This window comes from Kitasatospora sp. NPDC057015 (genome assembly GCF_042673745.1).
In the GTDB taxonomy this organism is placed as follows: domain Bacteria; phylum Actinomycetota; class Actinomycetes; order Streptomycetales; family Streptomycetaceae; genus Kitasatospora.
Map to the genome: position 1 here is coordinate 34,153 of NZ_JBHUSG010000055.1, position 18,718 is coordinate 52,870.

Annotated in this window: 19 protein-coding genes and 1 pseudogene; 10 read left to right on the forward strand and 10 right to left on the reverse strand. The window is 70.9% G+C overall.

Annotated features, from left to right (window positions below):
• Positions 1-139: 139 nt before the first annotated feature.
• Positions 140-865, reverse strand: a complete 726-nt coding sequence (locus ACFTWP_RS35020; protein ID WP_380269071.1) for a dienelactone hydrolase family protein — start codon at positions 863-865, stop codon at positions 140-142.
• 428 nt (positions 866-1,293) lie between these two features.
• Here ACFTWP_RS35020 and ACFTWP_RS35025 point away from each other — a divergent pair, with 428 nt between their 5' ends.
• The 7 genes from ACFTWP_RS35025 to ACFTWP_RS35055 all read left to right on the forward strand — a co-directional run bounded on the left by ACFTWP_RS35025 (position 1,294) and on the right by ACFTWP_RS35055 (position 8,471).
• Positions 1,294-1,713: a YciI family protein gene (locus tag ACFTWP_RS35025; RefSeq protein ID WP_380269072.1), complete on the forward strand. Its 420-nt coding sequence runs from the start codon at positions 1,294-1,296 to the stop codon at positions 1,711-1,713.
• Complete coding sequence (locus ACFTWP_RS35030) at positions 1,686-3,017, forward strand: RNA polymerase sigma factor (RefSeq protein ID WP_380269073.1); 1,332 nt, start codon at positions 1,686-1,688, stop codon at positions 3,015-3,017. The genes ACFTWP_RS35025 and ACFTWP_RS35030 overlap by 28 nt, the downstream gene beginning before the upstream one ends.
• Positions 3,018-3,696: 679 nt before the next feature.
• Positions 3,697-4,962, forward strand: a complete 1,266-nt coding sequence (locus tag ACFTWP_RS35035; RefSeq protein WP_380269074.1) for a ThuA domain-containing protein — start codon at positions 3,697-3,699, stop codon at positions 4,960-4,962.
• A 382-nt stretch (positions 4,963-5,344) separates the two neighbouring features.
• Positions 5,345-5,734: a hypothetical protein gene (locus ACFTWP_RS35040; RefSeq protein WP_380269076.1), complete on the forward strand. Its 390-nt coding sequence runs from the start codon at positions 5,345-5,347 to the stop codon at positions 5,732-5,734.
• Between the two features lie 154 nt (positions 5,735-5,888).
• The gene (locus ACFTWP_RS35045; protein ID WP_380269077.1) at positions 5,889-6,455 is read left to right on the forward strand and encodes an ATP-binding protein; all 567 of its coding nucleotides are present in this window, start codon (positions 5,889-5,891) and stop codon (positions 6,453-6,455) included.
• Between the two features lie 681 nt (positions 6,456-7,136).
• Positions 7,137-7,433 carry a hypothetical protein gene (locus ACFTWP_RS35050; protein ID WP_380269078.1) on the forward strand — a complete coding sequence of 99 codons (297 nt, stop codon included), beginning with the start codon at positions 7,137-7,139 and terminating at the stop codon, positions 7,431-7,433.
• Between the two features lie 516 nt (positions 7,434-7,949).
• Positions 7,950-8,471: a hypothetical protein gene (locus tag ACFTWP_RS35055; protein WP_380269079.1), complete on the forward strand. Its 522-nt coding sequence runs from the start codon at positions 7,950-7,952 to the stop codon at positions 8,469-8,471.
• Between the two features lie 181 nt (positions 8,472-8,652).
• On the opposite strand, the gene ACFTWP_RS35060 is transcribed toward ACFTWP_RS35055, so the two are convergent.
• Together ACFTWP_RS35060 and ACFTWP_RS35065 are read right to left on the reverse strand one after the other, a co-directional pair.
• Positions 8,653-9,144 carry a DUF4265 domain-containing protein gene (locus tag ACFTWP_RS35060; protein WP_380269080.1) on the reverse strand — a complete coding sequence of 164 codons (492 nt, stop codon included), beginning with the start codon at positions 9,142-9,144 and terminating at the stop codon, positions 8,653-8,655.
• A 270-nt stretch (positions 9,145-9,414) separates the two neighbouring features.
• A complete protein-coding gene (locus ACFTWP_RS35065) occupies positions 9,415-10,869 on the reverse strand; it encodes an APC family permease (RefSeq protein WP_380269081.1) in 1,455 nt (484 codons plus the stop codon).
• Between the two features lie 165 nt (positions 10,870-11,034).
• Between ACFTWP_RS35065 and ACFTWP_RS35070 the strand changes: the two are divergent.
• A pseudogene (locus ACFTWP_RS35070) lies at positions 11,035-11,625 on the forward strand (DUF6420 family protein); the annotation flags it as partial.
• Positions 11,626-11,639: 14 nt separating this feature from the next.
• Here ACFTWP_RS35070 and ACFTWP_RS35075 read toward each other — a convergent pair.
• Positions 11,640-11,999: a hypothetical protein gene (locus tag ACFTWP_RS35075; protein ID WP_380269112.1), complete on the reverse strand. Its 360-nt coding sequence runs from the start codon at positions 11,997-11,999 to the stop codon at positions 11,640-11,642.
• Positions 12,000-12,186: 187 nt separating this feature from the next.
• On the opposite strand from ACFTWP_RS35075, the gene ACFTWP_RS35080 reads away from it, so the two are divergent.
• The gene (locus ACFTWP_RS35080; RefSeq protein WP_380269082.1) at positions 12,187-12,732 is read left to right on the forward strand and encodes a hypothetical protein; all 546 of its coding nucleotides are present in this window, start codon (positions 12,187-12,189) and stop codon (positions 12,730-12,732) included.
• A gap of 526 nt (positions 12,733-13,258) precedes the next feature.
• On the opposite strand, the gene ACFTWP_RS35085 is transcribed toward ACFTWP_RS35080, so the two are convergent.
• Positions 13,259-13,705 (reverse strand): anthrone oxygenase family protein, encoded by a 447-nt coding sequence (locus ACFTWP_RS35085; RefSeq protein ID WP_380269083.1) that lies wholly within the window; start codon positions 13,703-13,705, stop codon positions 13,259-13,261.
• Between the two features lie 91 nt (positions 13,706-13,796).
• Here ACFTWP_RS35085 and ACFTWP_RS35090 point away from each other — a divergent pair, with 91 nt between their 5' ends.
• Positions 13,797-14,375, forward strand: coding sequence for a TetR/AcrR family transcriptional regulator (locus tag ACFTWP_RS35090; RefSeq protein WP_380269086.1), 579 nt, complete (start codon positions 13,797-13,799; stop codon positions 14,373-14,375).
• 253 nt (positions 14,376-14,628) lie between these two features.
• Here ACFTWP_RS35090 and ACFTWP_RS35095 read toward each other — a convergent pair whose 3' ends face one another.
• From ACFTWP_RS35095 to ACFTWP_RS35115, 5 genes are all read right to left on the reverse strand, one after another.
• Positions 14,629-15,633: a hypothetical protein gene (locus ACFTWP_RS35095; protein WP_380269087.1), complete on the reverse strand. Its 1,005-nt coding sequence runs from the start codon at positions 15,631-15,633 to the stop codon at positions 14,629-14,631.
• Positions 15,634-16,221: 588 nt separating this feature from the next.
• Complete coding sequence (locus ACFTWP_RS35100; protein ID WP_380269088.1) at positions 16,222-16,629, reverse strand: hypothetical protein; 408 nt, start codon at positions 16,627-16,629, stop codon at positions 16,222-16,224.
• Between the two features lie 263 nt (positions 16,630-16,892).
• Positions 16,893-17,414, reverse strand: coding sequence for a tetratricopeptide repeat protein (locus ACFTWP_RS35105; RefSeq protein WP_380269089.1), 522 nt, complete (start codon positions 17,412-17,414; stop codon positions 16,893-16,895).
• Between the two features lie 118 nt (positions 17,415-17,532).
• Entirely contained in the window at positions 17,533-17,739 is a 207-nt protein-coding gene (locus ACFTWP_RS35110; RefSeq protein ID WP_380269090.1) for a hypothetical protein, read from the reverse strand.
• 144 nt (positions 17,740-17,883) lie between these two features.
• Positions 17,884-18,513 carry a hypothetical protein gene (locus tag ACFTWP_RS35115; protein ID WP_380269092.1) on the reverse strand — a complete coding sequence of 210 codons (630 nt, stop codon included), beginning with the start codon at positions 18,511-18,513 and terminating at the stop codon, positions 17,884-17,886.
• Positions 18,514-18,718 lie beyond the last annotated feature (205 nt).

Here is an 18,718-nt window from a genome sequence, read left to right on the forward strand (position 1 = left end):
GGAGCACCTGGCCGAGTGGCTTGCCGCGCGGCCTTCAGACGACCCGTCACCGGCCGGGGTGCGGTGGAGCGGGTGCCCCGCGGCCGGCACGCTCACGCGACCGGACATCTCGCCACAGGTGTGCGGTCGCAGTTCCCGGTCATTCCGTCAGGGGAAGGCACTCGGTGAGCAGGTCGACGACGTCGCGCCAGGCTCGCTGCGCGTGCCGTGGGTGGTAGCCGACGCCGGGGACCACGGGGTGGTCGACCGGCGGGTGGTGGAATGCGTGCAAGGCGCCGCCGTAGACCACGAGGCGCCAGTCGACGCCCGCGGCCTGCATCTCGGCGGTGAACGCCTCCCGTTGCGCGGGCGGCATGATCGGGTCGTCCGACCCGACTCCGGCCCACACCGGGCAGCCGATCCGCGCCGCCTCGCCCGGTCGGCCCGTGGTCAGTGCGTTGACCGTCCCGATCGCGCGCAGGTCGACGCCGTCGCGCCCGAGTTCCAGCGCTACGGCGCCCCCGGTGCCGTAGCCGACGGCGGCGATCCGGTCGGGGTCGGTCCGCGGTTCGGCGCGCAGCACGTCGAGCGCCGCGTGGCCGATGTCCCGCATCCGGTCGGGGGCGGCGAGCAGCGGCATGCAACGGGCGAGCATCTCCTCGGGGTCACCCAGGTAGCGCCCGCCGTGGAGGTCGAAGGCCAGTGCCACGTATCCCAGCTCGGCGAGGGCGTCGGCCCGGCGGCGCTCGACGTCGCTGAGCCCCATGCCCTCCGGTCCGAGCAGCACCGCGGGGCGGCGGTCGACGCCGGCCGGGACGGCGAGGTGTCCGATCATCGTCAGGCCGTCGGCCGGGTACTCGACCGTACGCGTCGTCGTCGTTGTCATGGGACTGGACCGTAGTGCTGGTCGAGCTCGGTCGGACCGGTGTTCACCGGCGGCGGAACGGCGGCGGAACCGTCGGCGGGACGGCGCGGGTACGCCTGCGAGGTACGGCGACGGCTCACCGGATCCGTCCCGGAACCCGTTCCCGACCACCCGGTTCCCGGGCCGGTCGCAGCGGTCCCCGGACCGTCGATGACGTCCTGGCCCGCCCCGAGGAGACCGGCCACCGCGTTGGACCGGTCGCCGGAGCGCCGGCCGCGCACTTTCCGGGATCGGCGGGTTCAGGCCGCGAACGAGGATCTCCTCGCCCCGGCGGGAGGCGAAGGCGCCCGTCGAAAAACTGGTCGGCCTGTCGTGTCGATCCGCGGCTGCGCCGTTCGACCTTGGTGTAGAGAGGGTCGGGAAGCGACCCCCGAGCAAGGAGAACGACGATGGCGAAGTACATGTTGATCATGCGAGGCACTGACGAGTCCGTCGCGAAGATGATGGAGACGCCCTTCGAGGACATGCTGGAGACGGTGGGCCGGTTCAACGAGGAGCTGATCCGGGCGGGCGTGCTCGTCGCCGCCGAGGGCCTGGACGACGCGTCCCAGGGTGTGGTGGTGGACTTCAGCGGGGAGACCCCGGTGGTCACCGACGGCCCCTACGGCGAGACGAAGGAGCTGTTCGGCGGCTTCTACCTGATCGATGTCGCCTCGAAGGAGGAAGCTGTCGAGTGGGCCAAGCGCCTGCCGGCCATCGCCGGCTCGAAGTGCGAGGTCCGTCGCGTGCCGGGCATCGAGGAGTTCCCCCAGGACAACGAGTGGATCATCAAGGAGCGGGCGTGGCGCGAGCAGACCGGGCAGATCTGACGTCCGGGGCCGCCGACGGCCCGCCGAGCGCCGAGGCGGCGCGGCGGGCCGTCGAGGCCGTCTGGCGGATCGAGTCCGCGCGGATCGTCGGGGCGCTGGCCCGCTACACCGGAGACTTCGCACTCGCCGAGGACGTCGCGCAGGAGGCCCTGGCGGAGGCACTGGTCACCTGGTCGCGTGACGGCGCGCCGGCCAGCCCGGTGGGCTGGTTGCTGGCGACCGCACGGCGGCGGGCCATCGACGGCTTCCGTCGCAAGTCGGCGCTCGACGAGCGGTACGCCGTGCTCGCGGGTCAGCTGACCGAGGGCGAGTTCAGCTCGGGCGCGGCGGACGCGCCCGGCCGGCCGGACGACCTGCCGTGGGACCCCGACCGGGTCGACGACGACGTCCTCGCACTCATGTTCACCGCCTGCCATCCGGTGCTCGCGCCCGAGGCCCGGGTGGCGCTCACGCTGCGCGTGGTGGGTGGCCTGTCCAGTGAGGAGATCGCCCGGGCGTTCCTCGTACCCGTGCCAACCGTCCAAGCCCGGATCACCCGGGCGAAGAAGACGCTCGCCGCGGCGCACGTACCCTTCGAGCTGCCGCCGCCGCAGGAACGGCCGGGGCGGCTCGGCGGGGTCCTGAGCGTCCTGTACGTGATCTTCACGGAGGGCTCGACGGCGACGACCGGCGACCGCCTGCTGCGCCCCGATCTCGCGTACGAGGCTGTTCGGTTGGCCCGGATGCTGGCCGCCCTGCTGCCCGCCGAGCCGGAGGTGTTCGGGCTGCTCGCCCTGTTCGAACTCACCGCCGCGCGCTTTCCGGCGCGGACCGGGCCCGACGGGGAGGCGGTGCTCCTGGAGGACCAGGACCGGCGACTGTGGGACCGGTCGGCGATCCGTCGTGGTCTGGCCGCGATCGGCCGGGCCACGGCCCTCGGGCGCGGCCTCGGCCCGTACGGTCTGCAGGCCGCGATCGCCGCCTGCCACGCGACCGCGCCCTCGGTGCAGGAGACCGACTGGGAACGTGTCGTGCTCCTCTACGAGGCACTCGGCCGCGTGGCCCCCTCCCCCGTCGTCGAGCTCAACCGGGCCGTGGCCGTCGCCATGGCGGGCGGACCGCAACAGGCACTGTCCATGGTCGACGAACTGGCCGCCTCCGGCCGCCTGTCGGGGTCGCACCTGCTCCCGAGCGTGCGCGGCGAACTGCTGGTCCGGCTCGGCCGGACCGCCCAGGCCCGGACCGAGCTGGAACTCGCCGCCCGCCTGTGCCGCAACGCCCGCGAGCGGTCAGTGCTCCTGCGCAAGGCGGCCGCGCTGGAGTGACGCCCATTCACCCGGCCTGCTGAGCGCGAAGGCCCGTGCCGTTCTGCGGTCCCTGCGCCAGGACCTCGCACGGATCGGACTGCCGACGCCTCGCTGCCGACGCCGGCCGATGCGGATCGCCCTGCACGAGTACGCGAACGCCATCGGTGATGGGAACGGGTCCGGTGTCCTGCAGTTCCTCGCCCGCCAGATGGGCCACCGTCGTGGGGACGTCTCGGCGGTGGCCCTCAAGCACTGGCTCCGGTCGTGGCACCCGCGCCACCACGACCTCCTCGGCCTGCCGTTGTGCTTCGAGGTCAGCTCCGGACGTCTTGGCGAGCCGAACAGGTCGGCTGTCTTCGCCGCGCGTCGCCCAGCGGCCGCGGGCCCTGGAGAGGCGCACGCCTGCCGGCCCGCCGCCGCTAGTTCAACCTCTGTAGGAAAGCCGAGCCTCGTGGCGGCGATGTTCCGTTTTTTCCTGTGACTTGTGAAGGTCCAGGTCGCGAGCATCGCGCAGTACGTAAGAGCTTTGGCGGAATCTACTGTCAGGAAGGTTTCCTGTCAGAGGCCTTGACGCGATGTCGTGCACACGCGCAGACTCCGGTCTGCCCGTTGAAGCCGTCGCCAGAACAGGTCGACCGCGCCACCGAAGACCCTTGCAGCGGGCAACCACCGTCCGATCCGAGGAAAGGCCACCGCCATGATCAGACGCCGCCCGAGGACACGCGCCCGGACCGCGCGCCGGACGGGCACGCTGCTGCTCCGGCTCCTCGCCCTGAGCGCCGTCGTGCTGGGACTGCAAGCGGCACCGGCGCCCCCTGCCGGAGCAGCCACGACGTTCAAGGTGCTCGCCCTCTACGACGGCACGTACGACGCCGCGCACATCAGCTTCGATCGCGAGGCCAACTCCTGGTTCCCGCAACAGGGTGCCACTCACGGCTTCACCTACACCGCCACCACCGACTGGAGCCAGCTCAACAGCGCCAACCTGGCCAAGTACCAGGTGGTGATGTTCCTCGACAACTATCCGCAGACCGCCTCCCAGCGCTCGGCGTTCCAGACGTACGTGGACAACGGCGGCGGCTTCGTGGGCTTCCACGTCTCGGCGTTCAACACCGACAGCAGCGACTGGCCCTGGTACCACAACACGTTCCTCGGCACGGGAACCTTCCGGAGCAACACCTGGGGTCCGACGCAGGAGACGCTGCGGATCGACGACAGGAGCCACCCGGCTACAGCGGGACTCCCCGCCACCATCACCTCGTCGGTCAGCGAGTGGTACAGCTGGCAGAACGACCTGCGCAACAACCCCGCGATCGACGTCCTGGCCTCGATGGACCCCTCGACGTTCCCGATCGGCACCGACCCCAACCAGACCTGGTACAGCGGCTATTACCCGATCTCCTGGACCAACCGCAACTACCACATGGTGTACAACAACTTCGGCCACAACGCGATGAACTACACGACGAACACCGCCCTGTCGTCGACCTTCGCCAGCGCCCAGCAGAACCAGCTCCTCCTGCAGGAGATCGCGTGGGCCGCCGGCCAGAGCGGACCCGTCACCCCGCCCCCCGGGAGCGTCACCGGTCGGATCACCGGGTACGGCGGCAAGTGCGTGGACGTGGCGGGTGCGAGCTCTGCCAACGGTGCGGCGGTGCAGCTGTACGACTGCAACGGCACCGGTGCCCAGCAGTGGACGGTCGGCACCGACGGCACGGTGAAGGCACTGGGCAAGTGCATGGACGTGACAGCGGCGGGAACCGCGGACGGCAGCAAGGTGCAGCTGTACGACTGCAACGGCTCCGGTGCGCAGGTGTGGCAGCACCAGTCCAACGGTCAGCTGGTCAATCCCGTCTCCGGCAAGTGCCTGGATGCCGCCGGGCCCAGTTCGGCCAACGGCACCCGACTGCAGATCTGGACCTGCTACGGCAGCGCCAACCAGCAGTGGACCACCCCCAGCTGATGTGCCCGCGCTGCGGCGCACCGGTCGAACCCGCGGTGGGATCTCCAACCGGTGCGCCGCCCGATGATCGGAACGGAACGCCGAGGGACCGCCCCGTCCAGCGGGTGAGCGGCCCCGGCCACCCGGACGCGGCCCGGGCGACTGCAGGCTTGACCAGAAAAGTCATACTTTGACCCATCCGCGCCCCGCTCTGTCTCCGGACCAAGGGCATGAACGTCAACTGCGGTACTCAGGGAGCACGATCCGGTCCGACGGCACGGCCCACCGGACCGACCGTCACCGCCGGCCCCGTCTCCCACCTTCCGCGCCCCTCCTGCCGCCGACCGGCAGGGACAGGGGCGCAGTCGCGGGCACCGCACCCTTGTGAAAGGCGATGAGTTCCATGAACGCGAAGCGTTCGCTCTCCCTGGCGGCAGCCGCAGCGCTGCTGGCCGGGGGCGCGGCGATCACCACGGCCGGTGCGGCCTCGGCGACCACCCCCGCGCAGACGACGTCCGCAGCCTCGTACAACGCCCAGTACGAGACCCACCACAGCGGCTCCTACAAGTGGCACGCCGGCTACTGGGAGAACAAGTGGGTCCCCGGTCACTGGGAGAAGGTCCACCACGCCGGCTACTGGGAGAACCAGTGGCACCCGGGCTGGACCGACACCAAGGGCCACCACCACCACGGGTACTGGCACAAGACGTGGCACAAGGCCTACGACACCAACCGCTGGGAGCCCGGTCACTGGATGAAGACCTGGCACAAGGGCTACTGGGAGCACCGCTGAACGTCCCGGACCACCCGGTGAGCACGCACGACCCGGGGCTCCCGCACCCGCCGAGGGAGCCGGAGCCCCGGACCAACCCTCCCCCACCCTGAACCACCCCTCGGGACACCCTCGCCCTGCCCCGTGACAAGACACGGAAAGCAGGCCGAGCAGCATGAGCACCACAGCGATCCCCACAACACTCCCCGAGCACGACACCCGCCCGCCCGCGCGCCCGCAACAGCGCCCGGCAGCGGACACGCGCACCACCGGAGCACCCGGCGGGCAGTACTGGGAGGCCGCGTTCAGCGGCTCGCCCGAGGCGGTCGCCCTGATCCGCGCCGCAGCCCGCGCCTTCTTCGAACGGGTCCGCCCGGGACACCCACACGAGAGGGAGGACCTGCTGCTGGTCGTCTCCGAACTGGTCACCAACGCGGTGCGCCACACCCACGGACCCGGCACCATCACCGTCACCGCCCTCGACGACGAACTCGACATCGCCGTCACCGACACCAGCCGCACCCCGCCCCAGCCCCGCCTGCCCGACCCCCAAGCCGGCACCGGCGGACTCGGCCTGCACCTCATCGCCGCCCTCTGCGGCATCCTCCAGGTCACCCCGATCCCCGGCGCCGGCAAGACCGTCCACGCCCACCTCCCCTGCACGCAGCACACCGCCGCCCCCGGCCGCCGCACCGCCCCGCCACCACCTCCCGCCTTCAACCCCCGCCCCCGCGGCTGGTGAGACAAGCCTTCCTGGTCCGGCCGGACACCCCTCCGGCCGGACCGGGAAGGCCGCGGGTGGAGGGGGCCGAGGACCGTCCAAGCCGCCCGGGTGGTTCGAGCGCGGCCGCGGGGGTGCGCCAGCCGGCGCGGCCGAAGCGGCAACGGACGGGGGCGTCGGCCCGAAACGGCGCAGCAGCGCCACGGTGGCCACGACGGGAAGGGCGTGGTGATGGTCGCGGCAGTGGACGGTGTCGCCACCGTACGCGGGCGCGTACCAGGACGTCTCGGAGGCGGCCTCGACCCCTGGAGGCAGCGCATCAGCTGGCGGTGGCCGCAGGGCGGGCGGCGGTAGTCGCTTGGCCCGGTCGGCGGGCGGACGGTCGGCGGGCGGACGGTCGGCCACATGCGCAGGGCGCGGGTGCGGGCAGCACGGCCAGGTCGACGGCGAGGCCTCGAACGGTTCCCGGTGCAGCGGGTCGGGCGGGTCTTCGCCGTTCTCGGCCAGGCCGTTGGGCAGGGGTGCTGGAGGCCGACCTTCCACCGGCGCCGGATCAGGGAGAGGCGGTCACTGCGGACCAGGACCGTGCACACCCCGCCCCAACCGGAACTCCCCGTCCGGGTATGCCTTCTGGGCCGGTGCCTCCAAGGCCGGTACGCTGCCGTGGACGGCCCGTGCCGTCATCGACGCGGGGGGTCGCACATGTCGAACACCGTTTTCCTGATCCTCGCCCTCGGCCCGCTCGCCCTGATCCTGGCGCTGATCGCCGTACAGCGCGCGAACACCGTCGACGACGCCTACACCGGCGAGGTCACCGACCGGTGGGTGAGCAGCTCGACCGGCACCTACGGCACGACGACCCGCTGCATGATACGGATCCGCACCGACGAGGGAGGAGAGCTAGCCGTGGCAGTGGACGGCCGGACGTACAACGCGCTCGACGTCGGCGACCGGGTGGTCAAAACACCCGGTGCGCGCTGGCCGGTGCGCTCGGAGTGACGACATCCCCCGGCGGTTCCGCCGGGCCCCGAGAAGCAGCGGCCCCACCTCACCCTCGACGCCGGGATCGCACAGCACCAAGTCCGTGAACGGCAAGCGGCGGTGCGAAGACTGCCGGCTTGGCCGCGGCCGTCGTCCCGGCGAGCGGCGGGACTGCCACCGGCGGCGTTAGTTCGAACGGCGTGGGACTCGTCGAGTCCGGAGCACCGGGGGTCGGGCTGGGCGAAGGGCCCGGACCGGCCCCGGGGAAGAGGTGCTCCCCGAAGCCGTGCACGCGTGCCGGCGGGCCCGAGCGGGCCGGACTGTCGGCGTATGTGCACAGCCAGGTACGGCCCGACAGACGGAGCCCCGGGCCAACAGTGGGGCGCACGCCCGCACCGAGGCACCTGCGAACGGCGGGAGGACAGCCCTCCCCCGCGCGGGGGAGACAGCGGTACGGACGTCCTTCCGAGGCGGCTCCGAGGCCGGTCCGCAGGGACGATTCCGCGGCGGCGACGCGCCGAGACGATGGTGCACATGACTACCTCGCAGCTCGACCCCGCCCTTCCCTCCCCGCCCCGCTGGGCCGTCCGTGCCGCTCACGCCGCCGCACTGGTCACCCTCCCGTCCGGGATCTGGCGCCTCCTGCTGGCGACCGGCTTCACTGCCGGGTACACCGAGGCCGGGTACGAGGCGATGGGCTTCACCGGCTGGGGTGCGGTGTACGTGCTCGGGCTCAGCATCGCCGGAGAGCTGCTGGCGCTGCTCACGCTCGGGATGGTCCGACCGTGGGGCGAGGTACTGCCGCGGTGGATCCCCCTCGCCGGCGGGCGTCGGCCCGATCAGCGAGCGGTCACCGTCGCGGCGGGCCTCGGTGCAGGGGCGCTGACCCTGCTCCTCACCCAGTTCGCCTTCTGGTGGGCCTTCCCCCACCCGAACATGACCCCGCTCGGCAACACCGTTGCCGGGTTCCTCTACCTGCCCCTCGTGGCCTGGGGGCCGCTCCTGGCTGCCGTCACGATCGCCCATCACCGCCGGCGCTGCGTCGCAGGAGCCTGACCGGTCCGACACCGCCGCTTTGTCCGGGCGGCGCCGGGGTCGGCCGGCCCCTTGTCCCAGGCGTCGACCATGTGTTCTGAAGTGTCGGCCGGGCGAATCCACGGCAGCTCGGGGTGTATCGGGGCATGGCGGAGGCGGGTTCGGTCCGGGAGAAGGCGGGCCGGCGGGCCGGCGGGTCGGCTCAGCGTCGTGCGGAGAACGGCATGGTGTCAGCCCATTCCCAGAACGCTCGGTCTTCCGTCACCTCGTGTTCCATGATCTCGAACAGCCGGGAGGCATCCGTGTGGGGCGGGATGTCGACAGCGACGTGACGATCACCGCTCCATTCGCTCAGCAGTCCCGCTGTCCTGATCTCACGCTTGATGCGATCGACCGCCTGGGCCAGTTCTGTCGGGGCCGGGCCTGGGACGAGGAGCAGTCGCAGAACACGGTGCCAGGAGAGCGCGACCACCTCGGCGACCTCGTCATCGTCCGACAGGGCGACCCGATCGCCGAGGGCCAGCCCGTAGGTGCAGAACGGGATGCAGGCGATCGAGAAGGTCCCGTCGTTCAGCGGCTTCAGCCACAACTGCTCCTTCTGCCCGTCCAGTCCGAAGGGGGCCAGGTCAACGTGGGCGAGGTAGTTGCTCTCAGCGCGCCCGACAGGGTCGTCATGGACGATGAACTCGATCACCTGTACTCCCTGGCTGAGGTCCCTGCGGTGACATGATGCCGCGCCGGCTCGATCGGAGCGCAGCCACCGGTCCGGCGACCATACGCCGACACCGCAGTACCAGGCGATCTCACTCGCAGCCCTGGAGGCGCGAGCATCGGAGAGAGTCCGTGCGGTCCAGGACGAGCTACTGACGGGACGGCACGCTGAGATCGATCGCCGGCTGGAGGGGCCGCCGGACGAATGATCCTGCAGCCGGCGGCGGTCCGCCGGCTGCGCGTCGGCGTCCCGTCAGTGCTTGAAGGCGCTCTCGTCTCCGGGCTCGGCGTCCAGCGCCTCACGGTCGAAAGTCAGCATGCCGAGGAAGAACAGCCCGCCGACGAGGAGCAGGCCGATCACGATCACGACCGGGGTGAGTGCCTCCGCCGGCGTCACCAGCACGAACAGTGCGACGAGCGTCCAGACCAGTGCGCAGATCGCGACCGGCAGCTCAAGGCGTCCGAGGTCGAACGAGCCCTCCTTGCGGCTCAGCCCTCCACGGACGGCCAGGTAGAGGACGACCGTCGAGCCGTAGGTGACCGCCGGGAGGATCGTCGATGCCGTGACCAGCTTCAGCAGTGCGGCGCCCGGCAGTGCGACCATCAGGACGACCCCCAGCACGAAGATCAGGACGGTCGCCGGGATCGGCGTCCGGGTGCGCGGGTGGACGCGCCGCATCAAGCGGTACGCGGGGAACCGCGAGTCGCGCGACATCGCGAAGACGAGCCGCGAGCACGCGACCATCACCACGATCCCGGCGCCGAAGAAGGCAACGGTGATCGCGACCAGCAGCGACCTCTCCGCCACCGAACCGAGACGCTCCCGCATGATCGCCGCGACCGGCGAGCCGTCGGCGCTGATCCTGGGGATGTCCTCGATCGCGACGGTGAGTGTGATCAGGAACAGCATGCCCAGAAGTCCGGCCGCCATGACCGATCCCACGATCGCGCGGGGGACGCTGCGATAGGGATCCTTGGCCTCCTCCGCCAGGTTCGCCGCCGAGTCGAAGCCGACCAGTGTGGCGAGACCCATGATCATGGCAAGCATCAACCCGCCGCCGACACCGAAGTAGTCGGGGGCGTTCTCGGCGACGCCGCGCGAGGTGAGGTTGCCGACCGTCCCGTCACCCCCGACCACCACCGCGACGACGAGCGCGATCGCCACCACCACGACGAGCGCCAGTTCAAGTCCCACCGCGACCGAGTTGATCAGGCTGACGAGACGCGTCGAGGCGATCGCGAGCACAGCCTGGATGAGCAGCACCACCAGCGTGATCAGACGCGCGGTCTCCTCGTTCTCGTCGATGCCGGCGAGCGGCATGAACGCCTGACTCGCCAGCGCGTTGTCGATCGCCACCACACCGATCGCCAGATAACAGAACGTCAGCCAGCCGAACCACCAACCGACCCTGGGACTCGCCAGCCGCGAGGCCCACTGGTACGAGGAGCCGCTGAGCGGGATCCGGGCCGCGAACTGCGCGACCACCAGCGCCACCAGGGTCTGCCCCACCGCCGCGATCACCCAGAGCCAGATCCCGACCGGCCCCGAGGACACCAGCACCTCGTCGAAGGTCGCGAAGATCCCGACCGCCACCGAGATGAACGCGAACGAGATCGCGAACACCTGAAACGAGCCGAGCGTCCGCTTCAGCTCCTGCCGATACCCCCCGAGCTCCACGGCCCCTTCGCCGTCCTGCGCGTCAGCCACGACCTCCGCCACTTCGCCACCTCTCCCTACCTCGGCACCTCCGCCCCCCGGGTCAGCGGCAGCACCGACCAGTGTCCCCTTCGAGACACCTGAGACCGGTTTGCCATGGGCGAGTCACGAGATCACACCCCGAACGGACGCCACCGCCCAGGCCCCCCACCAACCATGATCGACTGCCACCACCCCCCGGCCCCGCATGAACAACCGGAAGCCCCGCCCCACAGAACTGACACCCAGGCAGCTCGCACAGCCCTCCCAGCACAGCACCGAACGGGCGCGACCGGCCTCCAGTACCGCCTCGCCTCGGGGTCAACCCGATCACGACGGAGGTTGCCGTTCCCATACCTCTGGAGCGCGAGAACGACGGCGCTCGCCGGGAGGTTCGACGGGCTGCCGCCGCAGCACACCCGGGACGTGGATCTGCCGCTGGTCCACCCGTACGGGCAGGTCACGCGGGGGCGGTTCATCACTCCGGGCAGCGGCCGCCTGACCGTCGAGGAGAGTTCCGGGCACCACCGGATCACGCTGGACCACCTGGGCTGCGCTGCGCAGACGACACCGGCGAAGCACGAGGGGTTCAATCGGCTCGCGCTCGCGGCGGAGGCGCACTGCCTGCTCGCCGGCTGCTGTCATCCCTCCGGATTCACACCCGATAACGTCCACCGGTCGTTCGAGTTCCCCCACGGAACCATCGAACTCCGAACGTTCGTCCAGGCCCTGCTCGCCGTCGAAGCGGGCGACCACACGCCACTCGACCGGCTCCTACTTGCTCAGGGCCGCTGCCGGGCGGCGTCGGCCAGCAGCTCTCGTAGCTCGGCAGGCACCTCGGGCGCGTCTCGCCAAACGCCCGTGATCGCGAGAAGCGCCTCCCACGCGACCTCGGCACCGGTGCCGGGCTGACCAGCGTCGAGTTCCGCGAACAGCCGCTCGCAGAGGACATCGGTGACGTCGTACAGGGCTCCCGCGACCCGGGCCGCATCGGCCACAGCCGAGTCCGCAGCGAGAGGCGCCTCACCGGGAAGCCGAACGGCAACCGAGCCGGCGGAGTAACTCCGGCCATGGACGAAGTCACGCAGAGCGCGGAGTTGATCTCCGGTCGGCAGGGACGGCTGGGCAATGCGCTCGGTCACGGGCCGACTCTATCGGCGCGCCGCCCCCGCCCACCGTCCCCGATGCCGTGTCCAACTCCCCTGGCCAGGTTCCAAGAGGGGCGCCGCAAGGGTGCGGTGACAGACGTCGCGACCGGGTGACCACTACCTCGACCAATCACACCACCCACGCCCGGCCGGTGTCAGTGCCGCCTTCTACGATCACGGCGTGCCTGATTCCTTCACCGTCCTGTGGACCCACGACGTCTGCCGTGCCCTGCGCCTCGCCGGGCGCACCGGCCAGCGGCCGCCGGTCGCCTTCAGCGGCGTACACACCTCCCTGCCCGCATGGTCCGGCGCGGAGCCGGGTGACGAGGTGTACGCGGTGCACGTCAACCGGGGCGTCGTCCACGTTGTGAGCCGCATGCGGATCGTCGACCGGGATCGCGCCGAGTGCTGCGGACAGGCCCCCACGTCCTGGGACCAGCCCTCGTTCCCCGGCCACGACGACTGGTCGATGCTCGGCGCCGGCGGCTGCGGCGCCCAGGCCGTCCACGTCGAGGCGACACCCGTACGCTTCGACGCACCCGTCCCCGGCGACCTCCTCGCCCACCTCACGTGGCGCAACCGCCGCGGCAAGACCCGCAACCTCAAGCACGTCGCCGACGGGCGCCTGGAGCACTCCATCTCCCTCCAGGGCTTCTACCGTCTCACCCCCGAATCCGCAGGCGAATTGGCGCAGCTCGCAGACACCCAACCGGCCACCGTCAGCTGATCCGGCGCCCGCACGGCCCGCCCCGCACCGGACGCTCCAGGAAGCGGCCAGCCGGTCGTCCGCAGCCGAGACGAGTTGCGTCTGCTGGAGCGCACCGCGCCGAACGGCACCCGGATCGTCGTCCTGCCCGGCGCGGCCCGGCGATGGGGACCCGGTGACGGGAGGTGGTGGGCGAGGGCAGAACAGCGCCCTGATAGTGAGGTGCCGGTAGTGAGGTACCGGCCGGGGGACGATCGGCCGGGCACCAGGGCGCCGCGGGTCGGGGAGTCGACGCATCGCTCGGCGCTTCCCGCTTCCCGCTTCGCGGCGGGCTTTCAGGCCGTCGAGGTAGGCCAGGGCGTCGTGGGCCCGGCCATGATCGGCGTACCGGGTGCAGAGGGTATGGACGATCCAGTCCTCCGCACCGCCACCGGCCTCCTGGAGAGCTCCGCGGGCCGAGCGTGGACCGTCGCCTCTGTGCGAACTGTCGACTGCCGCCCGCGGACTGGAGGAGTGCGCGCCACCTGCGCGGTCTCGGCCCGCGGGCTCAGGCGAGGGCGGTGGCCAGCAGGGCGAAGGCGGCGATGATGACGGCGACGCGGGCGTAGTGGTAGCGGTCCCAGCGGTTGCTCTGCTCCTTCCAGTCCGCAGGCCGGTTCTCGGGGGTCCACGTCTTGCTCCGGTTGTTGATCGGGACGAGCAGCAGGAGCGACATGATCACGCTGAGGATCAGCAGCCCGGCGGCGATGACGACGAGGCCGGCGCCGGGGCGGTGCCATCCGGCGACGGCCCAGACGGCGCTCAGGACGAGCGAGGTGATGTACCAGACCGGCATCAGGGCGCCGAGCATCCGGCCCCCGTGGGCACGGCCGAGCTGGCCACTGTCCTCGGGCAGTGCGCCGAGGATCCGGTTGATGATGAAGGCGACCGAGAACTCCACCCCCACCATCAGGCCGACGATCACGACGGTGGACACCCCAAGTGCATTGAGCATGACGACCCCTCCTGTGATCTAGCGCTGCTAGATGATGAGGTAACGCTAGTACTGCTGCCGCTGGATTGTCTAGCGGTGCTAGGATCGGGTCATGTCGGTACAAGAACGCAAGGAACGCGAACGGGCGGCCCGCGAGCGCCTCATCGTGGCGACGGCCCGCGAACTCGCCGAGCAGCAGGGCTGGGACGCGGTCACCACCCGCCAGCTCGCCGAACGAATCGAGTACAGCCAGCCCGTCCTCTACAGTCACTTCCGCGGCAAGCGCGAGATCATCGGCGCCGTCGCCCTCCAGGGTGCCGCCGAGATGGCCGCGGCGGTACGCACCGCGACCTCCGCCGCGGACGGCCCTCGCGCCCGGACCACCGCCCTCGCCCGTGCCTACCTCGACTTCGCCAGAGGCAACCCGGCAGTGTACGACGCCATGTTCCAGCTGGACGGCGGCCTGGCCTTCGCGGTCGAGGACACCCCCGCGCCGCTGAAGGACGCCTTCGCCGCCCTACTGGAAAGCCTCGGCGAGGTCGCCGGGGACGGCGTCCACCCGGGGCTGTTCACCGAGACGTTCTGGGCGGCCCTACACGGGCTGGCCACCCTGACCCGGGCGGGGCGACTGCCGCCGGCGGAAGCCGAGGAACGGGTGGAGCTGCTGGTGGGCCGACTCGCCATCGTCTGACACGCCGTTCGGGTGGACGGGCAACCAGAGGCCTTGCGGCCTACGGGCCCCCGACCCGACCTGAATCCGCCCACAGACCACCGACGGTGCGGTGGCCGCTCCAGGGTCGTCACGGCCGTAGTCGCCGCGCCTGCGGGCCAATGGCACCCGAGCGGGGTCCAACGGACCGGCGGCGGGTGAGTCGGCGGTGGCATTGCTCGTGACGCCGACCTGGTCGACGAGGCCAGCCGGGCGGGGCGAGGGCGCTTCGGCCTCAGGGTTGCTGATGCTCCGGCAGGTCGATGATGGCGACGCCGCCTTCCTGCGCGACGGCGAGCCGGGTGCCGTCGGGGCTGACGGCGGCAGCCGGGGTCGGAAGGTGCTCGACGCCGTAGCAGTAGGCCTTCTCGGGAATCGCCACCTCGGGCCAAGCGGCGATCACGCGGCCCGTCGTGGTGTCCAGCAGGCGGGGGTGACCGTTCAACGAGATCACCTGGGAGCCACGGGCCAGCAGCGTACCGGTGCGGTGGTCGACCGGGCTTCGGTGCAGCCAGCGACGCTGCCCGACGGACCACACGCCGAGTCGCATCGTGCCGAGCACCGGCTCCTCCTCCCATCCCAACGATTCGTCGGTGGTGGCCACCGCCAGCCGGTCCTCGTCCAACCAGCAGGCCGCCCCCACCTCGGCATCGACACCGGCGTACGGCTCGAACAGGCTGTCCGCGTCCAGCGTGGCCGGATCGGCGAACGCCGCCGCCAGGTCGTGCACGTGCGCCACCCCGATCGGGGCCCACACCCAGCCCGCCGTCAGCAGGTGCCGACCGTCGGGGCTCACCGCGAGCCGCGAGTGGAAGACGTCGACGGATCCGCGCTCGCCCTCGGTCAGTCGCTCCCCGGTCACCAGGTCCTCGACCTGCAAGCGGTTGTATTCCTCGGGGCAGTGCGCCAGGATCTCCCGTCCGTCCGGCAGTCGACCGATAGCCACCGGGTAGTCGTAGTCCTCGGCGCGGTAGTAGCTGCGGTTGATCTCCCGAAGTACCTTCGGCCCTTCGATGTCCAGCACCAGACCCTTGGTACCCCGCTCCGCGTACAGCACGGCGAACCGCCCGGACGGCGACACCACCCCCTGGTCGAACGGATACCCCCACCGCAGCGAGCTCTCCCGCACCTTCCCGTCCGTCCCCCATCGTCGCCCGCCCCCGACCAGGTCGACGAGCTCCTCGCCGTCCCACCACAGCGACGCCACCCGCCCCGCCGCCGCCAGTACCTGAACCGCCATCGAACTCTCCCCACCTTGATCATCCGAAACAGAAACGGGTGCGCCGGTGCAAACGTGCCCCCACCCCCGCCTCGGACGAAGTCATTCCTTGACGATGCCTACGCCACCGAGCGCATCCGCGCCCTCGACAACAGCCGCTCAAGTGGACGACAGGCGCTCACTTGCCAACCGAAGCTCTCGGTCGTGGGACTGAGCACCTCACCTGGCCGTTGAGGCGTCGGGCGTCCGTATCGGCGTACTGACGGTACGAGCCGCCGGCACGGGATGCCTGCGGCTCAGCACTGCGCGCAAGCGCTCCTTCCCAGCCCTGACGACCGCTTTTCACAGGCCCGTGGCGGAGCCGGAGGTCGCGCGGGCCTGAAGGTGCCAAGGCGCCGACTGCCCGGTTCTGGTCCGGCATGGCATCGCTGGGAGCGCCACAGCTGGTCGGCGCTCCCTGCACCGCCTGCCAGCAGGGCGTAGCGCAGGACCAGGCCCGCGAAGAACGTATAGGTGCCGACGCCGTCAGTGACGGCGTCCTCGACCCGCTGCAGTTCGGGGGGCGGCGTCGCATTCCGGTGTTCAGCAGGGCGTGCAGACAGGCAGCCGTCAGGGCTTCGGCGGGCCCGGGCAGGGGGCGAGGGGCGAGGCTTGTGCCGACTCGTCCCGGCGTGGGGAGTATTGCTCACTGGTCGGTCTGGGTACCGACTGAAGGCAGGTCCGGGCACGGGTCAAAGCGGTGGTGGCGTGGTGCAGGTGGCGATTGACGACGGGCAGGAGCGTGCCGCGGAAACGGTCTGCGGCGTGGAGTTCGACGGCGGCCTCCTGCAGCAGGCGGCCGGCGCGGCGGATGTCCTCCCCCAGCTCGCCGGCACGGTACTCCCCCGCCAAGGTGGCCGCGGTGTGGGCGAGTTCGCCAATGCCGGGGTCCTCCATCGGGTGAGCACCGAAGAACACCAGCGTGCCCGCCAGCTCCGCCAGCAGATCGTCCCTGCGCACCATCCACCACATGCTCACGCTGTGATCATGCCCCAACACACGGAGTGCCGATGCATGAACAGGCCAACTCGCCCGCCCTGCACGCAGACACAGGGAGGCACCCGGCGCCCCAGGCAGATCATCGGATGACCAGGCCTTGGCCGAATTTGGGCGGCGACGGTGACGGACCGCAGGGCAGGTCACGGGACGGCCGAGCTCGGAAGCGCCAATGCGGCCCGCGCCTCGGCCGGCAGCAGCTGGTGCCGCCGCACACCGGCGTCCGGATCAAACGGGCGCCCGGATCAAGGTGAGGTCGGCGAACGCCCTTCGGCGACGCTTTCCTCGACCAGGCGCAGGGCGTTCCGGGTTGCGGCGATCAGGTCGACATCACCGAGGGCCTGGCGCTGACGCAGTGCCAGGCGCAGCAGGGAACGCGCGGCCGGGATCTGCCCTTGATCGAGTCGTTGCTTGCCGAGGTGCTGGAGGCAGAAGTGCACCATCCCCGGGTGAGCCTCGCGGGCCAGCCGAAGAGCTTCCAGGTAGTGGGGCTCGGCCTGCTCGAATGCACCTCGGTAGCGGTGGGCGTCGCCCAAGTTGATGTGGACGGCCACCACCGCTCTGCCCTCCACGGACAGCAGCGCACGTTCCAGCAGGCGCACCGCTTCCTCGTGACGCCCCAGCACCAGCAGCCCCACGCCCGCGTGCCGCAGGTCCGCAGGCCGGTCGAGGGAACCATCGAGCAGGCCGGCGACGAACTGCGTCAGGGCCGCGCGGTCGGTGGGGACCATGCGGCCGCGATCGTCCAGCGTGATCAGGCTGTCCACGTGCTGCAGTCTCCCACTCCGTCGTCCGCAGCCCGTGCGTCTGGGTTGCCGTGTGCAAGCCTCGTCCGATCCGCCGCGGCCGGGCGCCGCCCGGCATTGGGAGAACCGGGATCGGCCCTCACAGGTCGAGGCTTCGGCCCGTCACACTGTGGCGGCCCTTCAGCCGCCCGGACCGCGCCGCCCGGCGCAGCAGAATCCACCCCGTGATCACCAGGACCAAGTCCAGGAGGCTGACCGCGAACACGGCCCCGGTGACGACATGGCGGAACAGGGAGTCGGGGGTGAAGGCCATGAACCCGGCCGCGATGGCGAGGCACGCCCTCACCGTCGAGTCCCTCCAATCGCCGGACCGCCTTCGCTTGAACACGCCGCACTCCCCCGCCCGTTGGCCATCGCGCGCCGGGCCGCACCGTCCGGCCCCGCTCAACGGATCGCCCCAGCGGACACCCTCACGCACTTCGGGAGCTGTTCACCGCTCCGGAGTGAACAGGTGTGCCTCTTGGATCCCGGCCTTGCGCAGTTCGTCCGCGACGATGAGCAGCACCGTGCGGGCCATGTGCGGAAAGATCCCGCCCTTGCAGTCCAGCCAGACCCTCGGCACCGCAGGATCGATGCCCACGTAGTTGGGGCTGTAGAGGTCGGTGTCGTCGATGATCTCCTCAGCCTCCTCCGGCGGCAGTTCGCGGCCGTCTTCCAGAATCGCCCACAGTCGGTTCTCAGCAGCCGCGGTGAGCGCGGCAACGGCCAGGTCGTGATGGTCCGATTCGACAGCGACCGAAAAGTCCTGGGTGACCGCGGCGCCGTTGTGGCCCTCGACGATGCGCAGCAGGTTGCGGTCCGTCGTGATGCCGCCGGGCCGACTCTCGGTGAGGACGGCTCGGCTCATCCAGTAGGCAGCCTGGTTCGGTACCCACCGGCACACATCGGCGATGCGCCAGAGCATGGACGGGTCCGACTGTCGTGCGGCTTCCTCGAACCGGGCGCGGGCCACGTCCCAATCGTCAGGCCCGCCTTCCTCCAGGATCTGACAGCCACGCAGGAAGTGCGCCTCGGCGACACTGTCCGTGGTCGTCGTCGGCAGCTTCGTCTCTTCGTCCATGGTGGCCAGGCATAGCACGAGACGCTGACAACCGGGCCGCCCATAAGGATCTCCGAGTGGGCATGCGTACGTGGGCGTGACGCCACCGCCTTCGGGTCGTCGGACGCACCTGCAGCGGCCGGATCGTCACCATCAACGTCGAGGCGGCATCCACGTCCGCGTCACCTACAAGGGTGCCGAGGTGTAGCTCCACGTCCGGAAGACC

Coding starts and splice junctions, on each gene's coding strand:
- ACFTWP_RS35045 (WP_380269077.1), top strand. CDS start 5,889: ATGAGCACCACAGCGATCCCCACAACACTCCCCGAGCACGACACCCGC.
- ACFTWP_RS35115 (WP_380269092.1), bottom strand. CDS start 18,513: ATGGACGAAGAGACGAAGCTGCCGACGACGACCACGGACAGTGTCGCC.
- ACFTWP_RS35040 (WP_380269076.1), top strand. CDS start 5,345: ATGAACGCGAAGCGTTCGCTCTCCCTGGCGGCAGCCGCAGCGCTGCTG.
- ACFTWP_RS35050 (WP_380269078.1), top strand. CDS start 7,137: ATGTCGAACACCGTTTTCCTGATCCTCGCCCTCGGCCCGCTCGCCCTG.
- ACFTWP_RS35085 (WP_380269083.1), bottom strand. CDS start 13,705: ATGCTCAATGCACTTGGGGTGTCCACCGTCGTGATCGTCGGCCTGATG.
- ACFTWP_RS35020 (WP_380269071.1), bottom strand. CDS start 865: ATGACAACGACGACGACGCGTACGGTCGAGTACCCGGCCGACGGCCTG.
- ACFTWP_RS35055 (WP_380269079.1), top strand. CDS start 7,950: ATGACTACCTCGCAGCTCGACCCCGCCCTTCCCTCCCCGCCCCGCTGG.
- ACFTWP_RS35025 (WP_380269072.1), top strand. CDS start 1,294: ATGGCGAAGTACATGTTGATCATGCGAGGCACTGACGAGTCCGTCGCG.
- ACFTWP_RS35090 (WP_380269086.1), top strand. CDS start 13,797: ATGTCGGTACAAGAACGCAAGGAACGCGAACGGGCGGCCCGCGAGCGC.
- ACFTWP_RS35035 (WP_380269074.1), top strand. CDS start 3,697: ATGATCAGACGCCGCCCGAGGACACGCGCCCGGACCGCGCGCCGGACG.
- ACFTWP_RS35095 (WP_380269087.1), bottom strand. CDS start 15,633: ATGGCGGTTCAGGTACTGGCGGCGGCGGGGCGGGTGGCGTCGCTGTGG.